This window comes from Flavobacterium rarum (SeqCode) (assembly GCF_965234445.1).
In the GTDB taxonomy this organism is placed as follows: Bacteria; Bacteroidota; Bacteroidia; order Flavobacteriales; family Flavobacteriaceae; genus Flavobacterium; species Flavobacterium rarum.
In genome coordinates, this window is record NZ_OZ248501.1 from 1 (window position 1) to 22,680 (window position 22,680).

Consider the following 22,680-nt stretch of genomic DNA (forward strand, 5'->3'; position numbering starts at 1 on the left):
TATACAATCCAAAAAGTAGGTTGGTTAAGTATCTCAAAGCGAAATCAAAAACGCTTCAAAGACAAAATCAGGCTAATCACTAAACGCAATCGAGGAAGAAGTTTTGAGAGCCTTATCTCGGAACTAAACCCAGTGCTAAGAGGTTGGTTGCAGTATTTTCAATACTCAAAGAGTTTGAAACTAATGCGAGACTTAGACAGTTGGATTAGAAGAAAACTTAGATGTTATCGCATAAAACAATGTAAAAGAGTCTCTACTTTACAACAATTCTTAAAAAAGTTAGGTGTAAAGAATTGGAGTAGTTGGATGTTAGCTCTGTCTGGAAAAGGACACTGGCGAAAGTCGAGAAGTCCACAAGTACAACATGCAATGAGCAATGATTGGTTTGAAGAACAAGGTTTGTACAACCTTGCATGGCATTACGAGAGGTTTAAAAGTCTAAAGAAACCGCCGTGTGCGAGAGCATGCACGGTGGTGTGAGAGGGCGGGGGAGTAATCCCCCTACCTACTCGATTGTAAATATGTTTTAAGAATTACTCCTTCAATCGACAACTCTTCACATCCCCATCAACAACCACTTCAGTCATCCCTAGAGAAGAAAGATTCTTCATGGCTTTGTCCCATTTTTTACCACTCAATCCCGAATTTATTTTTAAGAAACCAAATTCCATTTGATTGTTATTTGCTTTTAAAATTGCTACGATAACTTTCTCTTCGTCTTCCAATTCAATTTGAACTTGTTTCTTCTCTGGACGCATTTGAGGGAAAAACAACACTTCTTGAATGGATGAATTGTTGGTCAAAAACATCATCAAACGGTCCATTCCAATTCCTAAACCAGAAGTTGGTGGCATACCATATTCCAAAGCTCTCAAGAAATCCTCATCAATTGTTCCTGTAGCTTCATCATCTCCTTTTTCAGCCAAACGCATTTGGTCTTCAAAACGTTCTCTTTGGTCAATCGGATCATTCAATTCAGAATACGCATTTGCTACTTCTTTACCGCAAACCATTAATTCAAAACGTTCCGTCAACTCTGGATTGTCACGGTGTTGTTTACAAAGCGGAGACATTTCCTTTGGATAATCAGTAATGAAAGTTGGCTGAATGTAATTTCCTTCGCATTTCGCTCCAAAAATTTCATCAATCAATTTTCCTTTACCCATTGTAGCATCCACATCAATTCCCATGCCTTTTGCTGCTTCAAAAAGCTCAGCCTCGTTTTTTCCAGAAATATCAAAACCAGTAAAATGTTTGATAGAATCTGTCATGGTAACGCGTGCATAAGGCGCTTTGAAATTGATTTTATGTTCACCAAAAGTCGCCTCACTCGTTCCATTTACACCAATAGCGCAATGTTCCAGTAAGTTTTCGGTAAAATTCATCATCCAATTGTAGTCTTTGTAGGCTACATATATTTCCATTGCGGTAAATTCTGGGTTGTGTGTTCTGTCCATTCCTTCATTACGGAAGTTCTTAGAAAACTCATATACCCCGTCAAAACCACCAACAATCAATCTTTTTAAATACAATTCATTGGCAATTCGCATGTATAGCGGAATGTCAAGCGAGTTGTGGTGCGTGATAAAAGGTCTCGCCGCAGCACCACCAGGAATTGGTTGCAAAACAGGAGTTTCAACTTCTAGGTATCCTTTGTCATTAAAGAACGAACGCATCGAGTTGAACAATTTAGTTCTTTTTATGAAAGTCTCTTTAACGTGGTCATTGACCGTCAAATCTACGTAACGACGACGGTATCTTTGCTCTGGATCTGCAAAGGCATCGTGCGTTTTTCCGTCGGCATCAATTTTTACCACCGGAAGCGGTTTCAAGGCTTTTGCCAAAACCGTCAAGCCATAAATATGAACCGAGATTTCTCCTACTTGTGTTTTAAAAACCGTACCGCGAACCCCAATAAAATCACCAATGTCCAATAGTTTTTTGAAAACCACATTGTACATCGTTTTTTCCTCATCAGTCGAAATATCATCTCTCGAAACATACACTTGGATACGTCCTTCAGCATCTTTCAATTCCGCAAACGAAGCTTTTCCCATGATACGCTTACCCATCAATCTACCGGCTAGGATCACTTCCTTACCTTCGTACTTTTCAAAATCGGCTAGGATTTCGCTGGTATAGGCAGTAGTAATAAATTCGGCTGCAGGATAAGGCTCAATGCCCAAATTGCGTAATTCTGTAAGTGCTTCTCTACGTAAGATTTCTTGTTCTGATAAGGCCATTTTATGCTGTTTTTAAGAGTGCAAAGATAGTCTTTATGTCTTGAAATTACAAAGTCATAAAAATGAATTTTTTAGTGCTCTCACTTTTGATCAAGGCGAGAACTAATTTTTTCACTCTTTATATTTTTTATACTCAAATAATTTAGGATTTCTTTTGTGAATTGTGATTACCAGTTAAGTTTGAAGGTGTTTAATATTGATTTTTTACTTATTGTGTTCAAATATTTAATGCTTAGAAACCAATCTCGTTACCTAATATTAGTAGGTTTTGTCATATCTACTAAGTTGGAATCACATTATATGTTCATCAAATGTGATTTTCGCTGCAGGTCGAAATGACAAACTAATCGAGTTTGGTCTAAGAGTTTTTAAGAAAACGGCATTCATACTGAATCAAAGTTATTGTGTTCTATAATATAGTATTTGCATTTGTTTCAAAAAATGCATTTTTTATTTTATAATAATTTTATTTTTCTCTGTTTTAAATGAATTACGCCCAGCTGTTTTTTTGTAAAAATAAAACCTTGTATGGTTTATTTTTGCTCAGCTATTGTTGACTTATTGAGTTTAATAATTCTTATTTTTTGAGCTTTATTATCAGCTAAAAAAAGACGGTCTTGAACTTGTGCGATACTAACAATATTTTCAAATGGATTTACTCCCATAATATCAAATGCATTTATTCTTGGATTGTAGTTTCTATTCAAAAACTCTTCTTTAGGATAAATACGCAGGTAATTTAAATTCCCAACGTTTTCTGATGTTACTGCCCAATCTGAACTAAAAGATATAGCAGTAGGTTTTGCATCGTTAAATGGTTTTGTTGTTGGTATTATTGGAGTTGTAAGAGAGTTTTTAGCATTCTTTCTTATATCTTCAATGTTGTAAAATAGATAGTCTTTTGCATTTCTTCCGGCAACAACTAAATTTCCAGATGCTATTTCCATGGAGTAAATTTCGTCAAATCCTTCTAAGGTGCTTAGTTTGGCAATGGGATTCAAATTCCAATAACTAGTATCAGTGATTTTTGATGTCTCAAATACTTTAATGGATTTTTCTTTTTCTTTTATAAATAGTAGTCCATCTTTTACTGTAATACCAAAAACGTGAACAAAAGTTTGCCACCATTGACCATTTCCAACAGTATTTATTCCAAGGTTTGTGATTTCATCAATTACAAAAAGTCTTGAATCAATACTCCCAATATAAATGCGACCATTATCAACGCATACGGAGGAAAGTTTGGTTAGCGATATTGTGGTAGTTCCTTTGGAGTAATTTGTAATTGTTTTGATATACGCCAATGTTTTAGCATCAAAAACTTCGAGAACATCACCATTGCAGATGTACAACTTATCGTTTGCAACTGCTATCCCTTTGGGATCTAATGTTCCTGTTCCACCACCAATTTGTTTTGCAGTAATTGTTGCCTCATCTGTTGGGTAATAATAGGTGTAATTTGTTGGATCGGCAATCTGGTCAGAATCCTTGCTACAATTTGTAAAAGTGCAAAGCAATACTATAAAAAAAGTTATTTTGTTCATATTGGTATATTTTGTTAATTCCATTTTCCAGCGCCTTTATATTTTAGCAAGAAAGGATTTTTTGGATTAATTGTAAATACTGGTTTTTTGTAAACTTTACTCAAATAATTTGTTTTGCTCCATCCCTTTAATACTTCAGGATCTGTAAATGGGAGGTCATTTAAATATATTAAGTATTTATAAAATTGAGTTAACATTTCTTGTTGTCCACCACCTTGTCCACTATTTGCTAAATTGCTACTGTGATTGTAACCTGTGTGATGTGAATACTCGTGTGACCAAACCGACATTTCGCCAATCCAATGTCCTGTTATGTAATCGGATTCCCACTGAGAGGCTAATGCCCCGCCTCCCCATGCTGAATCCCCACCTACCATTGCCATGTATAGTGTTCTGTTGTCAATATAGTTCTTATAATGTTGCTCAATTTCAGCTTTAGTAAAATAATCGTAAACTCCATTAACATCATCAGCATTTCCATGCCAATTTAATGCTCCATTTACTGCTGTTGCTGTTAGAGCAGCTTGTTCTTGTTTGTATTTGTCAAAATTAACGAAAGTATCATAATACATAGGATGACTCAATGCATAAGAATAATTTAGAATCATAGTTATTGCTTCTTTAGCTAATACAGGGTTCATTGGTAAAAATTTACCAAATTCATTTAAATGATACCCATCATGAAATTGAACCAATTGTGAAGATTTTATTTTTTTGAATTTTGCGAACAAAGGATCACTTGATTCAACTGAAAACTGAATGGAACCTGACGAAAAACCCTCAATTTTATCAATTGTAACGGTATTGCCTGTTTCTGATAGATAATCATTTTTTCCTGTTACTAAAGGAATTTGGTGAAATGAACGATGAAATGCTGGTATTTTTGTAAATTGATAAATTACAAATCGCTTATCATAGTTGGGAAGTTTGGCATAGATTTTCACATCAGTCAGCCCAACAGGAGAGTAAAGGGAAAGTTGTATGGAATCTTTTCCTTTTTGAATTATTTGCAACGGCTGGTTTACACGAAACCAACGATCTTTTTTGTCATACATCTTTGATGAACTTTCGGCATCTTCAAACATAGTCATCGGTCGATTTCCTGTTGGTAAAATTGTTGCATCAATGCTTGCTAAATAATTGGGCGAATAATTGGAGTATTGAGTTTCGTTTTCACAGCTTGTTAGAAATAGAAAACCAATAAGTAGCAGGTTGAGAACTAGCCAGTTTTTAATGTTTGGGATCATTTAGGTTAGATTAAATTGTTTGTTTAGACTTTGGGGGTATTGTATTTTTTAACATTTTAAAGTGCAAATGTCAGATTTTATTTTTTAAACGTTTTTTTTTATTTTACATTTTTTTCTACTAAAAGAATTTAGTCAATATCAAGTTGTGTTTTTATTGAATTAAAAAAAGTTGATTATTGTTAGATTTTTTATTAAAGTGAAAAAAAAGAGAAAAATAAAAGTAAGAATAAGGGTTTTAAAAACTTTTAAAACTTTGTGATGTCAATTTAAAACAATGTACCTTTATCTTTAAAATTTAAAAGTATAATTAAGTATGAAAATCATTTCCTTCCTGAGTTTAATTTTTCTAACAATAAGTTGTCAAGTTACGGAAACCCTTTATCTCAATCCAGACGGAAGCGGAAGTATTGAAGTAACCGAATTAAGAGACGAAAATAGCTATATGCAACTTTCAAAAGAGGAATATTCAAAAGAAGATGTTTTCAAAGACACTACTTATGTATTCAATGATTATTTTAAAAAATATGGTGAAACATTTGATAGAAATTCAAATGAAGACAAAAAGGTTTATTTGAGATACGCTGATGTAAAAGTTCACATTAAGAAAAGTTCTTACGAAAAAGAATTCCGAAGAACAATGTCTCAAAATTTCAAAAAAGCGACCGATATTGTTGATCTGTATAAAGCTGAAAATTATGCGGATAATATTAAAAATAACTACGCTTTGTCAGCAGAAGAACATTATTATAAAGTGAGTTATGATTATACAGGTAATCGTTTCAACAGAACCGTAAAAATCACCGATTCAGTACAATTAAAAAAAGAGTTTGACCAAATTGAAAAAATTAAAACCCATTACAAAGGTTATAAACTTGTTCAGAGCTATGTTTTAGACTATCATTTTCCTTTAAAAATTCAATCGGTTTCCAATCCGCTTGCCAAAATTAGCGATGATCGTAAATCGCTATCAGTGCAATTCTTAATAACCGACTGTAAACAAAATCCTGAAATCACGAATCTTGAATTGGTTTTGGAACCAGAAGCAGTTGATTAAAACCTGTTAAGATGAAATAAACATTTGTACCTTTGCAAAATAAATCTAAGATTCATAGCGTATAAGTGTCTTAGCATCTCATAAAAGTAATGAACAAAACTATCCAACTTCAAGATTTAGGTAATAAAGATTACAAAGCAACTTGGGAATACCAAGAAGAATTGTTCAAAGGTATTGTAGATTTGAAGATTAAGAATAGGAGAGAGGAAACTCAGATTCCAACCCCTAATTATTTCTTGTTCGTAGAGCATCCTCATGTATATACTTTAGGGAAAAGCGGTGATTTGAGTAATTTACTTTTATCCGAAAAACAATTGGAATCCAAGGGAGCCACTTTCTACAAAATTAATAGAGGCGGTGACATTACCTATCACGGCCCTGGTCAAATTGTGGGTTATCCTATTATTGATTTGGAGAATTTCTTTTCGGATATTCATAAATACTTGCGTTTCTTGGAGGAAGCTATCATTTTAACTTTACAAGAATACGGACTAGAATGTGGCCGAAGCGATGGAGAAACTGGAGTTTGGCTAGGAGCAGGAACGCCATTCGCGCGTAAAATATGTGCTTTAGGAGTTCGCGCATCCCGCTGGGTTACGATGCACGGTTTTGCCTTAAACGTCAATGCCGACTTGGGGTATTTTGACAATATTATTCCGTGTGGAATTCGAGGTAAAGCGGTAACTTCTTTGAATGTTGAACTTGGTGTAGAAAAAGTGGATGAACAAGAAGTCAAAGATAAAATCTTAAAACATTTTGCTGAATTGTTTGAATGTTCGATTGTTCGATAGTTGGATTATTAGATAATTCTAAAAATCTAATAATCCAACAATCTAAATGTCCAATTTCAACTGCTCTGGCAACAACCTAAAACTCATTCGGTGGTATTTTGTCGTGCCGTATTTGCGTATGGCTTCGCGGTGTTCTTTGGTGGGATAACCTTTGTTTTTTTTCCAATTGTACATGGGGAATTCTTCATGGATTTTGTCCATATATTCATCGCGATAGGTTTTTGCCAGGACGGAAGCGGCAGCGATACTTAGGTATTTCGAATCGCCTTTTATGATACTTTGATTTGGAATTGATTTTAATAATTCGATTTCAGTTTTGGAGAATTTTTTTCCAAAAGTGTTCTTCAAACCCAATTTGGCGTTTAATGCTCGATTGCCGTCAACAATAATAAATTCGGGAGTTTGTGTTAATTTCAAGATGCATTCTTGCATTGCTTTCATCGAAGCATTTAGTATGTTTATTTCATCAATTTCTTTGGGATGCAAATGGGTAACGGCAAATGTAATAGCGTGTTCTTCAATAATAGGTCTGAGTTTTTCCCTGATTTTTTCGGATAGCTGTTTGCTGTCGTTTAAGATTGTATTTCCAAAATCTATTGGTAGAATAACGGCTGAGGCAGTGACTGGGCCGGCAAGACAGCCACGGCCTGCTTCGTCGGTACCGGTTTCAAGCAGAAATGTAGAAAAATTATTTAGAAGCATGTTGAAATCTTTTGGTGCGGCAAATATTGTGATTTTTTCTTGATTTTCTTTTTTTAAGACCAAATTGGTTTCGGAAAAAATAAAGATATTGGGATTAAACTTCACATCATGCGAATGCGAGAGGGATAAAAGCTAGCTACCGAAGTAGCGCGGATAGCCCGACCGCGTTATTGTAAGGGGGCGAATATGCAGTATCTGAAGAGGCCCACTTGCAATAATGGGGTCTCGCCCAAATTATTTGGAAATGAAGAGTTGTCGTTTTAAAAATATTATGTTTTGCTGTTTGTTCTATAAATTGAGGTGTTTTTTTATTTATACGTTTTTATCCTTTACCTTTGCTCGGTATATCAATGAAATTAGTGCCTAATTATACCCTTTTCAAATGAGAATTTACTTTTCTTTATTTTTTTTAGCTTTCCCAATTCTCCTGTTTTCTCAAGTTAATAGTGCTAAAGAAATTGATTATAATAGCAAATACAATTCTTCGGACTCCATAAAGAAGAAGAAAGCGCCTGAGGCTACTTATGATATGTATCAGATTATTTCTTTGGATAAAGACACTACATATATTGATACCTCACAGTCTATTCGTAAAGAACATTCTTTTAATTACTTGCGAAAAGATAATTTTGGTCTTTTGAGTTTTACCAATGAGGGGCAAACCTACAATACACTCCAGTATGGATTGAATGGGTTTTCGCCTTATCCTGAGTTTGGTTTTACAGCAAAATATTTTAATTTCAGTAAGGGTGAAGACATTAGGTATGCCAATGTGGCGACTCCTGTAACCGAGTTGTATTTTAAAACAACAATTCTAAGAGGGCAGTCTACAGACGCTTATTTTGCCATCAATCCGTCTCCAAGATTGAATTTTTCTATTGCATATAGAGCGTTGCGTTCTGAAGGGCGATACATCAATCAGGAAGCTAGAACGGGTAATTTTAGATTTACAACGAGTTACAATTCCAAAGACGGACGCTATGTTGCCAATGCACATTATGTTGCGCAGAAGATTCAGAACGAAGAAAATGGTGGAATAAGTAATGCAAGCGATTTTGAAAATGGAGATCCTGCATTTGACAATAGAGCCAGATTAGGTGTTTATTTTGAAGATGCAATGTCGTTGTTAAAAGGGAAACGTTTTTTTGTTGATCAAACATTTAGGGTAAATCCCAAAAAAGGAGGAAATAATCTGTATGTAACGGAACAATTTAATTATGAAGATATTTATTTTGACTATACCCAACAAACTATACCCTCTTATGTAGAGGGTAAACAAGTAAATCGTTTTGGGACATCATTTGTAGCAAGTGGCTTAAATGATAAGACAACTTATAACAAAATGTATAATAAGCTTGGGTTGGTCTATGAAAACACAACTTTAGGAACTTTTACTTTTTTTGCTGATGACTTGAGATCCAACTATTTTTATAATAATATTTTGTATTTGGATACCGAAACTGTTCCTAATTTGTTGAGTCAGAAGATAAATATGGTTGGAGGACAATACAATTACAGAAAAGACAAATGGAATGGAAAATTTTTGTATTCTAAATCTATTACCAGTCAAAATTTATTCAACTTGGATGCATCGGCGGTGTATGATGTTAATGAGGAAAACCAAGTTTCTTTCCACTATCAGAGCATGAATAAATTGCCAAATAATAATTTTAATTTGTACCAAAGTAGTTATAAGAAATACAATTGGTCAAATGACTTTGTAAATGAAAAAATAAATGCAATAAGTGTAAATGCAGATACAAAATGGGGTAAATTGTCTTTGCAATTAAATTCTATAAACGATCATTTGTATTTTGCTGATGTGACAACTGATGCAGAAAGAATTTTAGGGCAGCAAATAGTTGCTCCAGAGCAATACGGGAAAGTAATAAATTATGGGTCTATTAAAGTGGCTAAAGAGTTTGTTATTGGTAAATGGGCATTAGATAATACTTTATTATTTCAAAAAGTAGATCAATCGGATGCTATATTGAATGTGCCAGAGTTTGTGACTAGAAATACATTTTACTTTACAGATGAAATGTTTACTAAAAAATTATTTTACCAAATTGGGGTAGAATTAAATTATTTTACTAGTTACAACAGCAATGGATACAACCCTTTGATTGGAGAATTTTTCACTCAGAATCAGACTTCGATTGGTAATTTTCCGCTTCTTGATTTTTTTGTAAACGCTAGAATTCAACGCACTCGAATTTATTTGAAAGCAGAACATTTTAATTCGTTGTTTTCAAAAAACAATTATTTTTCTGCTCCAGATTACCCGTATCGTGATTTCTTAATCCGCTTTGGATTAGTTTGGAATTTCTTTAATTAATTTAAAAACTTAGTCGTTTAATATTTAAGTTTAAAATTTAAAAATTGACTATTTTTACTATTGTAATCAAGCTACAAGGTTATAATGTAGTTTAAAAAACAACTACCAAAATAAAAGACAAAATGCAATACTCAGAAAATATATTAGGAACAATTGGGAATACTCCATTAGTAAAACTCAATAAAATAACTGCTGAAGTCGATGCTTTGGTTTTGGCAAAAGTAGAGACTTTCAATCCTGGGAATTCAGTAAAAGACCGTATGGCGGTAAAAATGATTGAAGATGCAGAGGCAGATGGTCGTTTGCAACCAGGTGGGACTATTATTGAAGGTACTTCAGGAAATACAGGAATGGGATTGGCACTGGTAGCAATCATCAAAGGATACAAATTGATTTGTGTAATATCTGATAAGCAGTCTAAAGAAAAAATGGATATTCTTCGTGCGGTTGGAGCTAAAGTGGTTGTTTGTCCAACCGATGTGGAGCCAACAGATCCACGTTCCTATTATTCGGTTTCCAAAAGATTGGCCGAAGAAACACCAAATTCTTGGTATGTTAATCAGTATGATAATCCATCAAATTCGATTGCACATTATGAACAAACAGGACCCGAAATTTGGAGACAAACCGAAGGAAAGATTACTCATTTTGTAGTTGGAGTAGGTACAGGGGGAACAATTTCAGGAGTTGGAAAATACTTGAAAGAGAAAAATCCTAACATCAAAATTTGGGGAATTGACACCTATGGTTCTGTGTTTAAAAAATACCATGAAACGGGTATTTTTGACGAAAATGAAATTTATTCTTATATCACTGAAGGAATTGGAGAAGACATTTTGCCAAAGAATGTTGACTTCTCTCTAATTGATGGTTTTACTAAAGTAACCGATAAAGACGCTGCGGTTTATACTCGAAAAATTGCCCTTGAAGAAGGAATATTTGTTGGTAATTCAGCAGGTGCTGCTATAAAAGGTTTGTTACAGCTCAAAGAACACTTCAAACCAGAAGATGTGGTTGTTGTTCTGTTTCATGATTCGGGAAGTCGCTACGTTGGTAAAATGTTCAACGATGACTGGATGAGAGAAAGAGGATTTTTGGAAGATGTTGTAACCAAAGCCGAAGATGTTATCAAAGACCATATTGACAAACCATTGATTGTAGTTCGTACCGAGGAATTGGTTTCGCATGCCATTGATCGTATGCGCAAGTATAATATTTCGCAGATTCCTGTGGTTGACATTACTGGATTTGTTGGTTCTGTTGACGAAACCGATTTATTCAGAAGCTACGTAGCCGACAAAAATGTAGCCGATAAGCCCATCAAGGAAGTAATGGGAAAACCTTTTCCTATAGTGAAATTAGACGCTTCAATCGAAGAGGTCTCCAAATTATTTAATAAAGAAAATGATGCTGTATTGGTAGAACTTTTAAATGGAAATCATCAAATTATTACAAAGTCTGATATTATTAGATCGATGAAGTAATGTTATTTTGATTGCAGATTTTATGATTTATATAGAATCTGCAATCTAAAATCTGCAATCTTAATTCTAAAATTCCTATGACTTTTACCGCAATAGATTTCGAAACTGCAACTAGTTTCCATCCGTGTTCAGTGGGTATTGTTACCGTTGAAAATGGTGTTATTGTAGATGAGTTTGTAACCTTAATCAAACCACCCAATAACGAATACAATCCCTTTACAATACAAGTGCATGGAATTTACCCGAGAGACACGATAAATGCAAAAACATTCGCGCAAGTATTTCCTGAAATACAAAAAAGACTTCAAAACAGAATAGTTGTTGCGCATAATGAAAGTTTTGACCGTAATGTTTTGGCTAAATCAATGGCACTTTACGGATTGAATTATGAGGATTTGAATATCGGCTCTCGTTGGGAATGTACCGTAAAAATTTATAAAGCCAAAGGTTTGAAACCAACAAAACTTAGCGATTGTTGCCGCGAAATGAATATAAAACTCAATCATCACGAAGCTTTATCGGATGCAAGAGCTTGTGCCAAATTGTATTTATTGCGATAGTTTTTGGCTCCCTCTTCTTTTGAGAGGGCGGGGGGTGAGGTTTTTTTACTTTGTAGGACAAATTGTTGATTTATTTACTACTTTAGTTTAAAAATCTAACAAATCTAAAAGTCTAACAAATCTGAAAAATGAAAGAAGATTTTCTACATTACCTCTGGAAGTTCAAGAAATTTGATACTTTGAATCTAAAAACAGCCAATAATGAGGAAATCACAATCAGTAATGTCGGTCAGTACTTAGAACAGGCAGGCCCAGATTTTTTTAACGCCCAAATTACGATAGGCAACCAAAAATGGGCTGGAAATGTAGAAATTCACCTCAAATCTTCGGATTGGTATGTACATCATCATGAGAAAGATACGGGCTATGAAAACGTGATTCTTCATGTGGTTTGGGAACATGATTCTGAGATTTATAGAAGTAACAATACCGAAATTCCTGTTCTAGAACTTAAAAATTATGTTGATGGAATTACTATTGCCAATTATCAAAAGTTAGTATCTCCAAAATCGTGGATTTTCTGCGAAAGACAACTAAAAGAAATCCCCCAGTTTACTTTAATCAATTGGCAAGAACGTTTATTTTTTGAACGTTTGGAAAGAAAGTCAAATCCTATTTTGGAATTGTTAGAAGAAACCAATAGTGATTGGGAAGCGGTTTTGTTTTGCCTTTTAGCGAAGAATTTTGGATTGAATACCAATGGAGAAATTTTTCTCAAGATTGCCCAATCTATTCTGTTTTCTATAATTCGTAAAGAATGTTTTGAAGTAGAGAATCTCGAAGCTTTGTTGTTTGGGGCTGCAGGATTATTGGATGCAGAGAAAGAAGATGCCTATTTCAAAGATTTAAAATTCAGGTATTTTTATTTGCTTCATAAATATCAGATAGAGAAAAATTGCGGCGAACCCGTTCAGTTTTTTAAACATCGACCTGATAATTTCCCTACGATTCGCCTTTCACAATTAGCCAATTTGTATCATGAACATCAAAATTTATTTTCAAAAGTGACTACTTTGACTTCAGTTGGTGCAATATACAGTTTGTTTCAAGTTTCGGTTTCAACTTATTGGCAGACTCATTATCAATTTGACAAAGTAAGTCCTAAGAAAAAGAAGGCTTTGTCTAAGTCTTTTGTGGATTTAATTATTTTGAATACTATTATTCCTCTTCAATTTGCTTATGCCAAAAGTCAAGGAAAAGAAGTGTCAGAAGATTTAATAAATGTTTTAACCGATATCGACCCTGAAATGAATTCTATTATCGAAAAGTTTAGTTCTTTTGGTATAAAATCAAAAAACGCTTTTGAAACGCAAGCACTACTGCAACTAAAAAATGAATATTGCAATAAGAATAAATGCCTTGGTTGCGCCATCGGAATGGAGTTGTTGAAAAGTAATTAGAAAACAACAGTAGATTATGTTGCATTTCTAGCTCCCTATCCCTTGGAGAGGGGTGGGGTGAGGTTTTTTTAAGAGGTTTGCATATCCATAAATTTTGTATTTTTGCCCATAACCCATAACCCATAACCCATAACCCAAAACCCAAAAAATGAAAGCTGTGATTAAATTAAAATTCTTTCTAGAAAAATATGGTTTCCATGTGTCTTCTCGATTGGCAGACAAATTAGGAATGCGGGTAACAAGCGTCAGACTTTTTTTTATTTACATCTCTTTTGTAACTGCAGGATTGGGTTTTGGAGTTTATCTTACATTAGCATTCTGGATTCGTCTCAAAGATTTAATTCGAGCTAAACGAACTTCTGTATTTGATTTGTAGTTATTTTCAACCCAGAATCCGCATTAGACTTCGTCACGAAACTGAATTATTCAATAAAAATAGGAGCTCACGGACTATTTTTGAAGATGGAATACTTTTGTGTTTTGAATTTAAAAATAGGAGAATCAAGCAAAGCGTATCTTGAACTCCAATGTAAAATATAAAAGCGTAAAAAAAGTTCTTGGTTTTGAAGAAGAATTCAGATACAGTAGATTTCTAATGCGGAATCTGGGTTTAAACATAAAAAAAGGGATTTTAAAGTTTTTAAGCTTTAAAATCCCTTTTTTTTATGTTAATTGAACTTACTCTTTTGGATTGTTCAGTACGCTATTTTTCTTTCCATAAGCGAAATAGAAAATAACTCCCAAAGCCATCCAAGCAAAAAGTCTCAACCAGTTAGTCCAACCTAAACCATACATCATAGCGCAACAAACTGCAACTCCTAATAATGGAACAAAAGGAACAAGAGGTGTTTTGAATTCTCTAACCATATTTGGTTCTTTTTTACGTAAAATGATTACGGAAATACACACAAGAACAAAAGCGAACAGAGTACCAATACTAGTCATGTCTCCTACAATATCTCCAGGTACAAAAGCGGCAAATGCCCCAACGATAACTAAAATAGCAAGATTTGCTTTGTAAGGAGTTTTGTATTTTGGATGTAGATCACTAAACGCTTTTGGTAACAAACCGTCTTTACCCATAGAATAAAAAACTCTTGACTGACCTAATAACATCACTAAAATAACAGAGGAGAAACCAGCTAAAATAGCTACAGTAACAAACTGTGCGAGCCAATTGTAGCTTGCGCCCATAGCGTCTATAATTGCATTGGCAACAGAAGCCTCTTTACCATCTGTTCTAAAAAATTCTACTGGCTCAAGACCTGTTAATACATGTCCAAAAAGAATATATAAAACAGTACAAACGGCCAAAGATCCTAAAATACCAATTGGCATATTCTTTTTAGGATTAATAGTTTCTTGCGCAGCAGTACTCACAGCATCAAATCCGATGAATGCAAAGAAAACGGTACCAGCGGCTCCTAATATTCCCATTATTCCTCCATAGGCATGTCCTACTCCGTGTTCATCAACGAAAATATCTGTAGGTGGAATGTAAGGTGTATGATTTACTGGATTGATAAAATTCCATCCCAATACAATAATTAGTATTACAATTAGAACTTTGACAACAACAATGATAGAGTTTACTACTGCTGATTCATGTATTCCTTTTATTAATAATAAACTGATAACAGCTACAATAAATAGTGCAGGTAAATTGATCATTCCATGTTCACCAGTTGCTGATGTTTGGAATGGTGAATGGCATAATGCAAAAGGTATGGGGTCTGTGTGTAACACATTTGTCAGTAAATTATTCAGGTATTCACTCCAAGCAATACCAACAGTTGCAGCACCTACAGCGTATTCAAGTATTAAATCCCATCCAATAATCCATGCAAGAAATTCACCCATTGTTGCATATGTATAAGTATAAGCACTACCCGAAATTGGAATAGAAGACGAAAGTTCTGCATAACACAATCCTGCTAATGCGCAACCTATAGCCGCAACCACAAAGGCAATTGTTACAGATGGCCCAGCACTTTGAGCTGCAGCCGTAGCTGTTCTTACAAACAATCCAGCTCCTATAATAGCTCCGATTCCTAGAGCAACTAATGACCAAGCAGTTAATGTTCTTTTTAATCCTTTTTCAGAATCAGCAGCTTCTGCTAATAGTTGAGCTAATGGTTTTCTTTTCCAAATAGACATGGTTTTTATGGTTTAAATGTTATTAAGTGCCAAATGTATTGTTTTTTATAAAAAATAAAAATTATAATTTCATTTAACTAACAAATTTCTATAACTATCGATTTTTTGTTTAAGCAAAAATTGGTATCATTTGCATTTTAATTTATTACTCTTCGATTCATTAATATTTTTCTTATAAAAGAATTGTATTGTATTTTTTTATATTTTTATATTTCAAAATTTATAAGATTATGATGTATGGCTTTTAATTCAATAAGGCAGTTGTTCAAGTTTTCTAAAGAACAGCAAACTGGAATTGTTATTCTTTTTGCAATTATAATTATTTTGCAATTCGCTTATTTTTTTGCTGATTTCAATTCTGTTCTAAAAGAAAATCCAGAAAAACAAAAATGGTTTTCATTGCAAACGGAAATTGATGCTGCAAAATTAAACGGAAACAAAAAACAATACAAAACGTATCTTTTCAACCCCAATTTTATTTCAGATTACAAAGGATACAAACTTGGAATGTCAGTTCAGGAAATAGACCGACTTCTCGCTTTTCGAAAAGAGAATAAGTTTGTTAATTCGGCCAAGGAATTTCAAAACGTGACTAAAGTTTCAGATTCATTATTGAATGCAATCGCTCCTTTTTTTAAATTTCCTAATTGGGTGAATAATAATAAAGAATATAAGGAATATAAATTTGCTCAGAATTCGGCTTTCATCAAAAAAGAAAAAATAGTTCTTATCGATATTAATCAAGCGACAAAAGAGGATTTTGTAAAAATAAATGGAATAGGAGAAGTACTTTCTGTTCGTATTCTAACACAAAAAGAAAAACTAGGCGGGTTTGTAGCTATGGAACAACTCAAAGAGGTTTGGGGATTGTCACCAGAAGTAATCCTGAATTTAAATGCTCACTTTGTGATTTCTAAACTTCCGGATTTAAATAAAATTGACGTTAATAATGCCTCTTTAAAAGAGCTTTCTCATTTTTTTTATTTTAAATACGACATAGCAAGACAAATAGTAAAATATAGAAGTATGAATGGCGATTTTAAAAATATTGAGGATTTGATAAAAATTAACGGCTTTCCTGTTGAAAAAGCAAATTTTATTGCCTTATATTTGGACTTTTAATATAAAAGACATTTATGATGAATTTTGATTACAACGAAACGCAGGCTTTGATTGCGCAATCCATTAGAGATTTTGCAGAAAAAAATATAAGACCTTTTATAATGGAATGGGATGAAGCACAGATATTCCCTGTCTCATTATTCAAAAAATTAGGCGAAATGGGTTTTATGGGTATTTTGGTTCCCGAAGAACTTGGCGGTTCAGGACTAGGATACCATGAATACATTACGATAGTAGAAGAAATATCAAAAGTAGATCCTTCAATAGGGTTGTCTGTTGCAGCTCACAATTCATTGTGTACAAACCATATTCTTACTTTTGGTAATGAAGGGCAAAAGAAAAAGTGGATTCCAAAATTAGCGACTGCTGAACATATCGGAGCTTGGGGATTAACTGAGCATAACACGGGATCCGATGCTGGTGGTATGAATACAACAGCTGTTCGTGACGGTGATTTTTGGGTGGTGAATGGTGCTAAAAACTTTATTACACATGCCATTTCAGGAGATATTGCTGTAGTAATTGTTCGCACAGGAGAAAAAGGAGATTCCAAAGGAATGACCGCTTTTGTTTTCGAAAAAGGAATGCCTGGATTTACATCGGGCAAAAAAGAAAATAAATTAGGAATGCGTGCCAGTGAAACCGCCGAATTGATTTTTGATAATTGTCGCATTCCAGATGCGAATAGATTAGGCGAAGTGGGTCAAGGTTTTATTCAAGCTATGAAAATTCTAGATGGTGGACGTATTTCTATTGGAGCATTATCTTTAGGAATTGCAAAAGGAGCCTATGAAGCCGCCTTAAAATATTCCAAAGAAAGACATCAGTTTGGCCAGCCAATTTCCGAATTTCAAGGAGTCTCTTTCAAATTAGCAGATATGGCTACAGAGATTGAAGCATCCGAATTGCTATTGCACAAAGCGGCTTTCTTAAAGCAACAACACCGCCCTGTGACCGTTTTGGGTGCTATGGCAAAAATGTATTCTTCAGAAGTTTGCGTCAAAGTAGCCAATGATGCAGTCCAGATACATGGTGGTTATGGCTATACAAAAGATTATCCCGTAGAAAAATTTTATAGAGATTCAAAATTATGTACAATAGGCGAGGGGACCACCGAGATTCAAAAAGTGGTAATCTCTAGAAATTTATTGAAGTAAGATTTGGGCGTGCCACCATACAGGTAAGGGGGCAGATGTGGTTTGCGCATATACGCCCCTTTACCTGTATGCTGTCAGGCTATCCGCGCTACTTCGGTAGCTAGCTGCTATCCTTCACGCGCGACCAAGACAATTTTTGGTGTAAAATTCTATTTTTGTTTTCAGTTGAAATAAATTCAAAAAAAATAGTTGAAATATAATGCTCAGAATACAAAATAATGTTTACTTTTGCACACTTAACGAAAGGGGGTGATAAAATTATGTTAATTATACCAATTAAAGACGGAGAAAATATCGATAGAGCACTTAAGCGCTATAAAAGAAAGTTTGATAAAACTGGAACTGTAAGACAACTAAGAGCACGTACTGCTTTTATAAAACCATCAGTTATCAATAGAATGAAATTTCAAAAAGCTGCTTATATTCAAAACATGAAAGATGGTTTAGAAAATATCTAGTCGTATTCTATTAAAATAAATTTACCGTTAGTAATTAAAGTTTCTTAACTTTGATGCTAACGGTTTTTTTATGACTACAAATAAAAGTGCATTTAGAGATTATCTGCAATTCGAAAAAAAATATTCTCCGCATACGATAAATGCTTATTTAAATGATATTACTTACTTCGAGTCATTTAATAAACAAAACTTCGAGCAGGAAACTATTGATCTGGTAAATTATAATCAAGTAAGAAACTGGATAGTTTCTCTTGTAGACGATAATATTTCAAATACTACAATTAATAGAAAAATTGCTTCCTTAAAGGCGTATTACAAGTTTCTATTAAAAACAAAACAAATATCCGTAAATCCTTTGTTAAAGCATAAAGCTTTGAAAACGCCAAAATTGCTACAGATACCTTTTTCTGAAAAAGAGTTAAATGCGGTATTAGAAACAGTTCAGGAGCCAATGGGGTTTGATGAAGTAAGAAATAAATTAATTATTGATTTGTTTTATACAACAGGAATGCGGCGTACAGAGTTGATTCATCTTAAATTAATTAATGTTGATTTTTCTAATCAAACGGTAAAAGTTTTAGGTAAAAGAAATAAGGAACGTATACTTCCTATATTGCCCATTATAAAAGAACAATTGGAGTTGTATAGTAAAGAGAGGAAAGGATTGGAAAAGATTATTGATTATGAATATTTGTTTATTACAAAAAAAGGGTTAAAATTAAATGATTCTTTTGTGTATCGATTAATTAATTCATACTTTAGTACTGTCTCCGAGAAAGTAAAAAAAAGTCCTCATATATTAAGACATACATTTGCGACCCATCTCTTAAATAACGGAGCCGACTTAAATTCTGTTAAAGAATTATTAGGGCATTCTAGTCTTGCTTCTACTCAAATTTATACACATAGTAGCTTATCAGAGCTCAAAAAAGTATATCAAGAATCGCATCCTAGGAATAAAAAATGATTCGAAAAATGTTTAACCATTAAAAAAGATTGATTATGAAGGTAAATGTTCATGCCGTTAACTTTACTGTTGACAAAAAGCTAGTAGATTTTGTTCAGGATAGAATGGATAAGTTGGAAAAATATTATGACAAAGTAGTTTCGTCTGATGTTTTTTTGAAAGTAGAAAAGACAAGTGATAAGGAAAATAAAATTGTTGAGATGAAGATTAATGTTCCTGGAGATGATTTTTTGGTCAAAAAACAATGCAAAACGTTTGAAGAAGCAACAGAACAAGCTGCAGAATCAATAGAAAGGTTGCTAGTAAAACGTAAAGAAAAGTTAAGAACACATATTTAATTAAAAATTTTTCAAAAAAATGTTTTGATTAAAAGATAAAATCTCTACATTTGCAGTCCGTTAGAAATAGCGGACTTTTTTTTTGAAATTGCCAGCGTAGCTCAGTTGGCTAGAGCAGCTGATTTGTAATCAGCAGGTCGTGGGTTCGAGTCCCTCCGCCGGCTCTAAATAAGGCTTCCAAAGCGTTTGGAATTTGTTATTTGCAATATTGGAAAAAAAAAGGGGAGATACTCAAGCGGCCAACGAGGGCAGACTGTAAATCTGCTGTGTAAACTTCGCAGGTTCGAATCCTGCTCTCCCCACAAGTAAGAAGTTGAGATTTCAGAATGTAGATTTCAGATTTTAAATCTAAAATCTATAGTCGAAAATCTAAAATCAGAACTCTCTGCCGACTTAGCTCAGAGGTAGAGTGCTTCCTTGGTAAGGAAGAGGTCACGGGTTCAATTCCCGTAGTTGGCTCAAGTAAGTAGGAAATTGAAATAAATATATAAACTAGATTAAAAATTAAGTAAAATGGCAAAAGAAACCTTTAACCGTTCGAAACCACACTTAAATATTGGTACGATCGGACACGTAGATCACGGTAAAACTACTTTAACAGCAGCAATCACAAAAGTGTTATCTGATGCTGGTTACTGTCAAGCAAAATCATTTGATCAAATTGATAATGCTCCTGAAGAAAAAGAAAGAGGTATTACAATTAATACATCACACGTTGAGTATGAAACTGCAAACCGTCACTACGCACACGTTGACTGTCCAGGTCACGCGGATTACGTAAAAAACATGGTTACTGGTGCTGCTCAAATGGACGGTGCTATCCTTGTTGTAGCTGCAACTGACGGACCAATGCCACAAACTCGTGAGCATATCCTTTTAGGACGTCAAGTTGGTATTCCTAGAATGGTTGTATTCATGAACAAAGTGGATATGGTTGATGATGAGGAATTATTGGAACTTGTTGAAATGGAAATTAGAGACTTATTGTCTTTCTATGAATATGATGGTGATAATTGTCCAGTTATTCAAGGGTCTGCTCTTGGAGGATTGAATAATGATCCAGCTTGGGTACCAAAAATTATTGAATTAATGGAAGCTGTTGATGCTTGGATCGAAGAGCCAGTGCGTGATATTGCAAAACCATTCTTAATGCCTGTTGAAGATTCATTTACAATTACTGGTCGTGGAACTGTTGCTACAGGTCGTATCGAAACAGGTATTGCAAATACTGGAGATCCAGTTGAAATCATCGGTATGGGAGCTGAAAAATTGACTTCTACTATTACAGGAGTTGAAATGTTCCGTAAAATCCTTGATAGAGGAGAAGCTGGAGATAACGTAGGTTTGTTGTTGAGAGGTATTGATAAAGCGGATATCAAAAGAGGTATGGTTATTATCAAGCCAGGATCTGTTAAGCCACACGCTACTTTCAAAGCTGAAGTTTATATCTTGAAAAAAGAAGAAGGTGGTCGTCATACACCATTCCATAATAACTACCGCCCACAGTTCTACGTACGTACAACTGACGTGACAGGAGTTATTACTTTACCAGAAGGTGTAGAGATGGTAATGCCAGGAGACAACTTAACAATAAATGTTACTTTGTTAAGCCCAATTGCAATGAGTATTGGTTTGCGTTTTGCAATCCGTGAGGGTGGTAGAACTGTAGGTGCAGGTCAGGTAACTGAAATTGTAGCTTAATTAAAATAAATTATAAGCCAGTGTCGTTTTAGACGGCACTGGTTTTTATTAACTACGGGCGTAGTTCAAGGGTAGAATAGCGGTCTCCAAAACCGTTGATGGGGGTTCGAATCCCTCCGCCCGTGCAAAATAAACTAATCACGATGACAAAAGTTGTTAATTACATATCAGAATCATTTGAAGAATTAAAATCAAATGTAACTTGGCCAGCTTGGGCTGAAGTACAACGTCTTACGATTGTTGTAGCTGTTTTTTCAGTGGTATTCGCTTTAGCAACATGGGGTGTGGATGAAGTTTTTGCAAAAACATTAGCTGTGTTTTTTAACTGGATAAAAGCATAATTTTTTGTAATGGCAGATAATAATATAAAAAAGTGGTATGTAGTTCGTGCAGTAAGCGGACAAGAAAATAAAGTGAAAGCTTATATTGAAACAGAAATTACCCGTCTTGGGATGGAGGATTATGTTTCGCAAGTTCTTGTGCCTACTGAAAAAGTAGTTACTGTAAAAGACGGTAAAAAACTTTCTAAGGATAAAGTTTACTTTCCTGGTTATGTTATGATTGAAGCTAATCTTATTGGTGAAATTCCACATATTATTAAATCCATAACAAGTGTTATCGGTTTTTTAGGCGAAACTAAAGGTGGTGAGCCTGTTCCGCTTAGAATATCTGAAGTAAATAGAATGCTAGGTAAGGTTGATGAATTGGCTGTTAATACAGACACTCGTTCTATTCCTTTCAATTTAGGTGAAACTATTAAGGTTGTTGATGGACCTTTTAATGGTTTTAACGGTACGGTTGAAAAAATAAATGAAGAAAAGCGTAAACTAGAAGTAATGGTTAAAATTTTCGGAAGAAAAACACCGTTAGAATTAAGTTTTATGCAAGTTGAAAAAGTATAATTTTTGTTACATCTATAATATCCACCACAATCGCTTCCAATGATTGTTGTGTTAAATTTTTTAAAAAATGGCTAAAGAAATTAGTAAGGTAGTTAAACTACAAGTTAAGGGAGGTGCTGCGAATCCGTCGCCACCGGTTGGACCTGCTTTAGGAGCTGCTGGGGTAAACATCATGGAGTTTTGTAAGCAATTTAATGCTAGAACTCAAGATAAACCCGGCAAAATATGCCCAGTACAAATTACTGTGTATAAAGACAAATCATTTGATTTTGTTGTAAAAACTCCTCCAGCGGCAGTCCAATTATTGGAAGCTGCAAAGCTAAAGTCAGGATCTGGTGAACCAAATCGTAAAAAAGTAGCAAGCGTTACTTGGGATGTTATCAAAGCAATTGCTGAAGATAAAATGGTAGATTTAAATGCATTCACTATCGAATCTGCTATGAGCATGATCGCAGGAACAGCTAGATCTATGGGTATAACTGTATCAGGAGATTCTCCTTTTTAATTAAGAGAAA

General features: G+C 34.2%; 22 protein-coding genes and 4 tRNA genes. 21 read left to right on the forward strand and 5 right to left on the reverse strand.

The window, feature by feature from the left end; translation table 11 throughout:
- Positions 1-30: 30 nt before the first annotated feature.
- Complete coding sequence (locus AC8GF4_RS10865) at positions 31-480, forward strand: group II intron maturase-specific domain-containing protein (protein WP_506595063.1); 450 nt, start codon at positions 31-33, stop codon at positions 478-480.
- Positions 481-533: 53 nt separating this feature from the next.
- Here the strand turns inward: AC8GF4_RS10865 and lysS are convergent, their stop codons facing one another.
- The 3 genes from lysS to AC8GF4_RS10880 form a co-directional block, all read right to left on the reverse strand.
- Positions 534-2,243: a lysine--tRNA ligase gene (gene lysS / locus AC8GF4_RS10870; protein ID WP_506594615.1), complete on the reverse strand. Its 1,710-nt coding sequence runs from the start codon at positions 2,241-2,243 to the stop codon at positions 534-536.
- A gap of 533 nt (positions 2,244-2,776) precedes the next feature.
- Complete coding sequence (locus tag AC8GF4_RS10875) at positions 2,777-3,787, reverse strand: NHL repeat-containing protein (RefSeq protein ID WP_506594618.1); 1,011 nt, start codon at positions 3,785-3,787, stop codon at positions 2,777-2,779.
- A 14-nt stretch (positions 3,788-3,801) separates the two neighbouring features.
- On the reverse strand, positions 3,802-5,034 hold the full coding sequence (locus AC8GF4_RS10880; RefSeq protein WP_506594620.1) for a hypothetical protein: 1,233 nt from the start codon (positions 5,032-5,034) through the stop codon (positions 3,802-3,804).
- A gap of 313 nt (positions 5,035-5,347) precedes the next feature.
- Here AC8GF4_RS10880 and AC8GF4_RS10885 point away from each other — a divergent pair, with 313 nt between their 5' ends.
- Positions 5,348-6,088, forward strand: a complete 741-nt coding sequence (locus tag AC8GF4_RS10885; protein ID WP_506594621.1) for a hypothetical protein — start codon at positions 5,348-5,350, stop codon at positions 6,086-6,088.
- Between the two features lie 89 nt (positions 6,089-6,177).
- On the forward strand, positions 6,178-6,879 hold the full coding sequence (gene lipB, locus AC8GF4_RS10890) for a lipoyl(octanoyl) transferase LipB (RefSeq protein WP_506594624.1): 702 nt from the start codon (positions 6,178-6,180) through the stop codon (positions 6,877-6,879).
- Between the two features lie 42 nt (positions 6,880-6,921).
- On the opposite strand, the gene rnhB is transcribed toward lipB, so the two are convergent.
- The gene (rnhB, locus tag AC8GF4_RS10895; protein ID WP_506594625.1) at positions 6,922-7,581 is read right to left on the reverse strand and encodes a ribonuclease HII; all 660 of its coding nucleotides are present in this window, start codon (positions 7,579-7,581) and stop codon (positions 6,922-6,924) included.
- Between the two features lie 382 nt (positions 7,582-7,963).
- On the opposite strand from rnhB, the gene AC8GF4_RS10900 reads away from it, so the two are divergent.
- The 5 genes from AC8GF4_RS10900 to AC8GF4_RS10920 all read left to right on the forward strand — a co-directional run bounded on the left by AC8GF4_RS10900 (position 7,964) and on the right by AC8GF4_RS10920 (position 13,739).
- Complete coding sequence (locus tag AC8GF4_RS10900) at positions 7,964-9,919, forward strand: putative porin (RefSeq protein WP_506594627.1); 1,956 nt, start codon at positions 7,964-7,966, stop codon at positions 9,917-9,919.
- Positions 9,920-10,041: 122 nt separating this feature from the next.
- Entirely contained in the window at positions 10,042-11,403 is a 1,362-nt protein-coding gene (locus AC8GF4_RS10905) for a pyridoxal-phosphate dependent enzyme (protein ID WP_506594629.1), read from the forward strand.
- A 77-nt stretch (positions 11,404-11,480) separates the two neighbouring features.
- Positions 11,481-11,963: a 3'-5' exonuclease gene (locus AC8GF4_RS10910; protein WP_506594630.1), complete on the forward strand. Its 483-nt coding sequence runs from the start codon at positions 11,481-11,483 to the stop codon at positions 11,961-11,963.
- Between the two features lie 128 nt (positions 11,964-12,091).
- On the forward strand, positions 12,092-13,363 hold the full coding sequence (locus tag AC8GF4_RS10915) for a DUF2851 family protein (protein WP_506594631.1): 1,272 nt from the start codon (positions 12,092-12,094) through the stop codon (positions 13,361-13,363).
- 148 nt (positions 13,364-13,511) lie between these two features.
- A complete protein-coding gene (locus tag AC8GF4_RS10920) occupies positions 13,512-13,739 on the forward strand; it encodes a PspC domain-containing protein (RefSeq protein ID WP_506594633.1) in 228 nt (75 codons plus the stop codon).
- A 302-nt stretch (positions 13,740-14,041) separates the two neighbouring features.
- Here the strand turns inward: AC8GF4_RS10920 and AC8GF4_RS10925 are convergent, their stop codons facing one another.
- The gene (locus AC8GF4_RS10925) at positions 14,042-15,520 is read right to left on the reverse strand and encodes an amino acid permease (RefSeq protein ID WP_506594635.1); all 1,479 of its coding nucleotides are present in this window, start codon (positions 15,518-15,520) and stop codon (positions 14,042-14,044) included.
- Positions 15,521-15,757: 237 nt separating this feature from the next.
- Here AC8GF4_RS10925 and AC8GF4_RS10930 point away from each other — a divergent pair, with 237 nt between their 5' ends.
- From AC8GF4_RS10930 to rplK, 13 genes are all read left to right on the forward strand, one after another.
- Entirely contained in the window at positions 15,758-16,642 is an 885-nt protein-coding gene (locus AC8GF4_RS10930) for a ComEA family DNA-binding protein (RefSeq protein WP_506594636.1), read from the forward strand.
- Positions 16,643-16,659: 17 nt separating this feature from the next.
- Complete coding sequence (locus tag AC8GF4_RS10935; protein WP_506595065.1) at positions 16,660-17,799, forward strand: acyl-CoA dehydrogenase family protein; 1,140 nt, start codon at positions 16,660-16,662, stop codon at positions 17,797-17,799.
- A gap of 260 nt (positions 17,800-18,059) precedes the next feature.
- Positions 18,060-18,257, forward strand: coding sequence for a 30S ribosomal protein S21 (gene rpsU, locus AC8GF4_RS10940; RefSeq protein ID WP_024982054.1), 198 nt, complete (start codon positions 18,060-18,062; stop codon positions 18,255-18,257).
- Positions 18,258-18,327: 70 nt separating this feature from the next.
- Positions 18,328-19,224, forward strand: coding sequence for a tyrosine-type recombinase/integrase (locus AC8GF4_RS10945; RefSeq protein ID WP_506594637.1), 897 nt, complete (start codon positions 18,328-18,330; stop codon positions 19,222-19,224).
- Positions 19,225-19,259: 35 nt separating this feature from the next.
- Entirely contained in the window at positions 19,260-19,562 is a 303-nt protein-coding gene (hpf, locus tag AC8GF4_RS10950; RefSeq protein ID WP_264565263.1) for a ribosome hibernation-promoting factor, HPF/YfiA family, read from the forward strand.
- A gap of 90 nt (positions 19,563-19,652) precedes the next feature.
- Positions 19,653-19,726, forward strand: a tRNA-Thr gene (locus tag AC8GF4_RS10955).
- Between the two features lie 57 nt (positions 19,727-19,783).
- A tRNA-Tyr gene (locus AC8GF4_RS10960) sits at positions 19,784-19,864 on the forward strand.
- 85 nt (positions 19,865-19,949) lie between these two features.
- Positions 19,950-20,021 (forward strand) — tRNA-Thr (locus AC8GF4_RS10965).
- Positions 20,022-20,075: 54 nt separating this feature from the next.
- On the forward strand, positions 20,076-21,263 hold the full coding sequence (tuf, locus tag AC8GF4_RS10970; protein ID WP_506594638.1) for an elongation factor Tu: 1,188 nt from the start codon (positions 20,076-20,078) through the stop codon (positions 21,261-21,263).
- Positions 21,264-21,317: 54 nt separating this feature from the next.
- Positions 21,318-21,388 (forward strand) — tRNA-Trp (locus AC8GF4_RS10975).
- An 18-nt stretch (positions 21,389-21,406) separates the two neighbouring features.
- A complete protein-coding gene (secE, locus tag AC8GF4_RS10980; protein WP_116763649.1) occupies positions 21,407-21,604 on the forward strand; it encodes a preprotein translocase subunit SecE in 198 nt (65 codons plus the stop codon).
- 9 nt (positions 21,605-21,613) lie between these two features.
- Positions 21,614-22,165 carry a transcription termination/antitermination protein NusG gene (nusG, locus tag AC8GF4_RS10985; protein WP_506594641.1) on the forward strand — a complete coding sequence of 184 codons (552 nt, stop codon included), beginning with the start codon at positions 21,614-21,616 and terminating at the stop codon, positions 22,163-22,165.
- Positions 22,166-22,232: 67 nt separating this feature from the next.
- Positions 22,233-22,670: a 50S ribosomal protein L11 gene (rplK, locus tag AC8GF4_RS10990; RefSeq protein ID WP_035639405.1), complete on the forward strand. Its 438-nt coding sequence runs from the start codon at positions 22,233-22,235 to the stop codon at positions 22,668-22,670.
- Positions 22,671-22,680 lie beyond the last annotated feature (10 nt).

What these genes read in the sequence shown, in the direction of transcription:
- lysS (WP_506594615.1), bottom strand. Translation starts at nt 2,243, where the DNA reads ATGGCCTTATCAGAACAAGAAATCTTACGTAGAGAAGCACTTACAGAA.
- AC8GF4_RS10905 (WP_506594629.1), top strand. Translation starts at nt 10,042, where the DNA reads ATGCAATACTCAGAAAATATATTAGGAACAATTGGGAATACTCCATTA.
- AC8GF4_RS10915 (WP_506594631.1), top strand. Translation starts at nt 12,092, where the DNA reads ATGAAAGAAGATTTTCTACATTACCTCTGGAAGTTCAAGAAATTTGAT.
- hpf (WP_264565263.1), top strand. Translation starts at nt 19,260, where the DNA reads ATGAAGGTAAATGTTCATGCCGTTAACTTTACTGTTGACAAAAAGCTA.
- lipB (WP_506594624.1), top strand. Translation starts at nt 6,178, where the DNA reads ATGAACAAAACTATCCAACTTCAAGATTTAGGTAATAAAGATTACAAA.
- AC8GF4_RS10910 (WP_506594630.1), top strand. Translation starts at nt 11,481, where the DNA reads ATGACTTTTACCGCAATAGATTTCGAAACTGCAACTAGTTTCCATCCG.
- rnhB (WP_506594625.1), bottom strand. Translation starts at nt 7,581, where the DNA reads ATGCTTCTAAATAATTTTTCTACATTTCTGCTTGAAACCGGTACCGAC.
- AC8GF4_RS10885 (WP_506594621.1), top strand. Translation starts at nt 5,348, where the DNA reads ATGAAAATCATTTCCTTCCTGAGTTTAATTTTTCTAACAATAAGTTGT.
- tuf (WP_506594638.1), top strand. Translation starts at nt 20,076, where the DNA reads ATGGCAAAAGAAACCTTTAACCGTTCGAAACCACACTTAAATATTGGT.
- rpsU (WP_024982054.1), top strand. Translation starts at nt 18,060, where the DNA reads ATGTTAATTATACCAATTAAAGACGGAGAAAATATCGATAGAGCACTT.
- rplK (WP_035639405.1), top strand. Translation starts at nt 22,233, where the DNA reads ATGGCTAAAGAAATTAGTAAGGTAGTTAAACTACAAGTTAAGGGAGGT.
- nusG (WP_506594641.1), top strand. Translation starts at nt 21,614, where the DNA reads ATGGCAGATAATAATATAAAAAAGTGGTATGTAGTTCGTGCAGTAAGC.
- AC8GF4_RS10935 (WP_506595065.1), top strand. Translation starts at nt 16,660, where the DNA reads ATGAATTTTGATTACAACGAAACGCAGGCTTTGATTGCGCAATCCATT.
- AC8GF4_RS10875 (WP_506594618.1), bottom strand. Translation starts at nt 3,787, where the DNA reads ATGAACAAAATAACTTTTTTTATAGTATTGCTTTGCACTTTTACAAAT.
- AC8GF4_RS10920 (WP_506594633.1), top strand. Translation starts at nt 13,512, where the DNA reads ATGAAAGCTGTGATTAAATTAAAATTCTTTCTAGAAAAATATGGTTTC.
- secE (WP_116763649.1), top strand. Translation starts at nt 21,407, where the DNA reads ATGACAAAAGTTGTTAATTACATATCAGAATCATTTGAAGAATTAAAA.
- AC8GF4_RS10925 (WP_506594635.1), bottom strand. Translation starts at nt 15,520, where the DNA reads ATGTCTATTTGGAAAAGAAAACCATTAGCTCAACTATTAGCAGAAGCT.
- AC8GF4_RS10945 (WP_506594637.1), top strand. Translation starts at nt 18,328, where the DNA reads ATGACTACAAATAAAAGTGCATTTAGAGATTATCTGCAATTCGAAAAA.
- AC8GF4_RS10900 (WP_506594627.1), top strand. Translation starts at nt 7,964, where the DNA reads ATGAGAATTTACTTTTCTTTATTTTTTTTAGCTTTCCCAATTCTCCTG.
- AC8GF4_RS10930 (WP_506594636.1), top strand. Translation starts at nt 15,758, where the DNA reads ATGGCTTTTAATTCAATAAGGCAGTTGTTCAAGTTTTCTAAAGAACAG.
- AC8GF4_RS10880 (WP_506594620.1), bottom strand. Translation starts at nt 5,034, where the DNA reads ATGATCCCAAACATTAAAAACTGGCTAGTTCTCAACCTGCTACTTATT.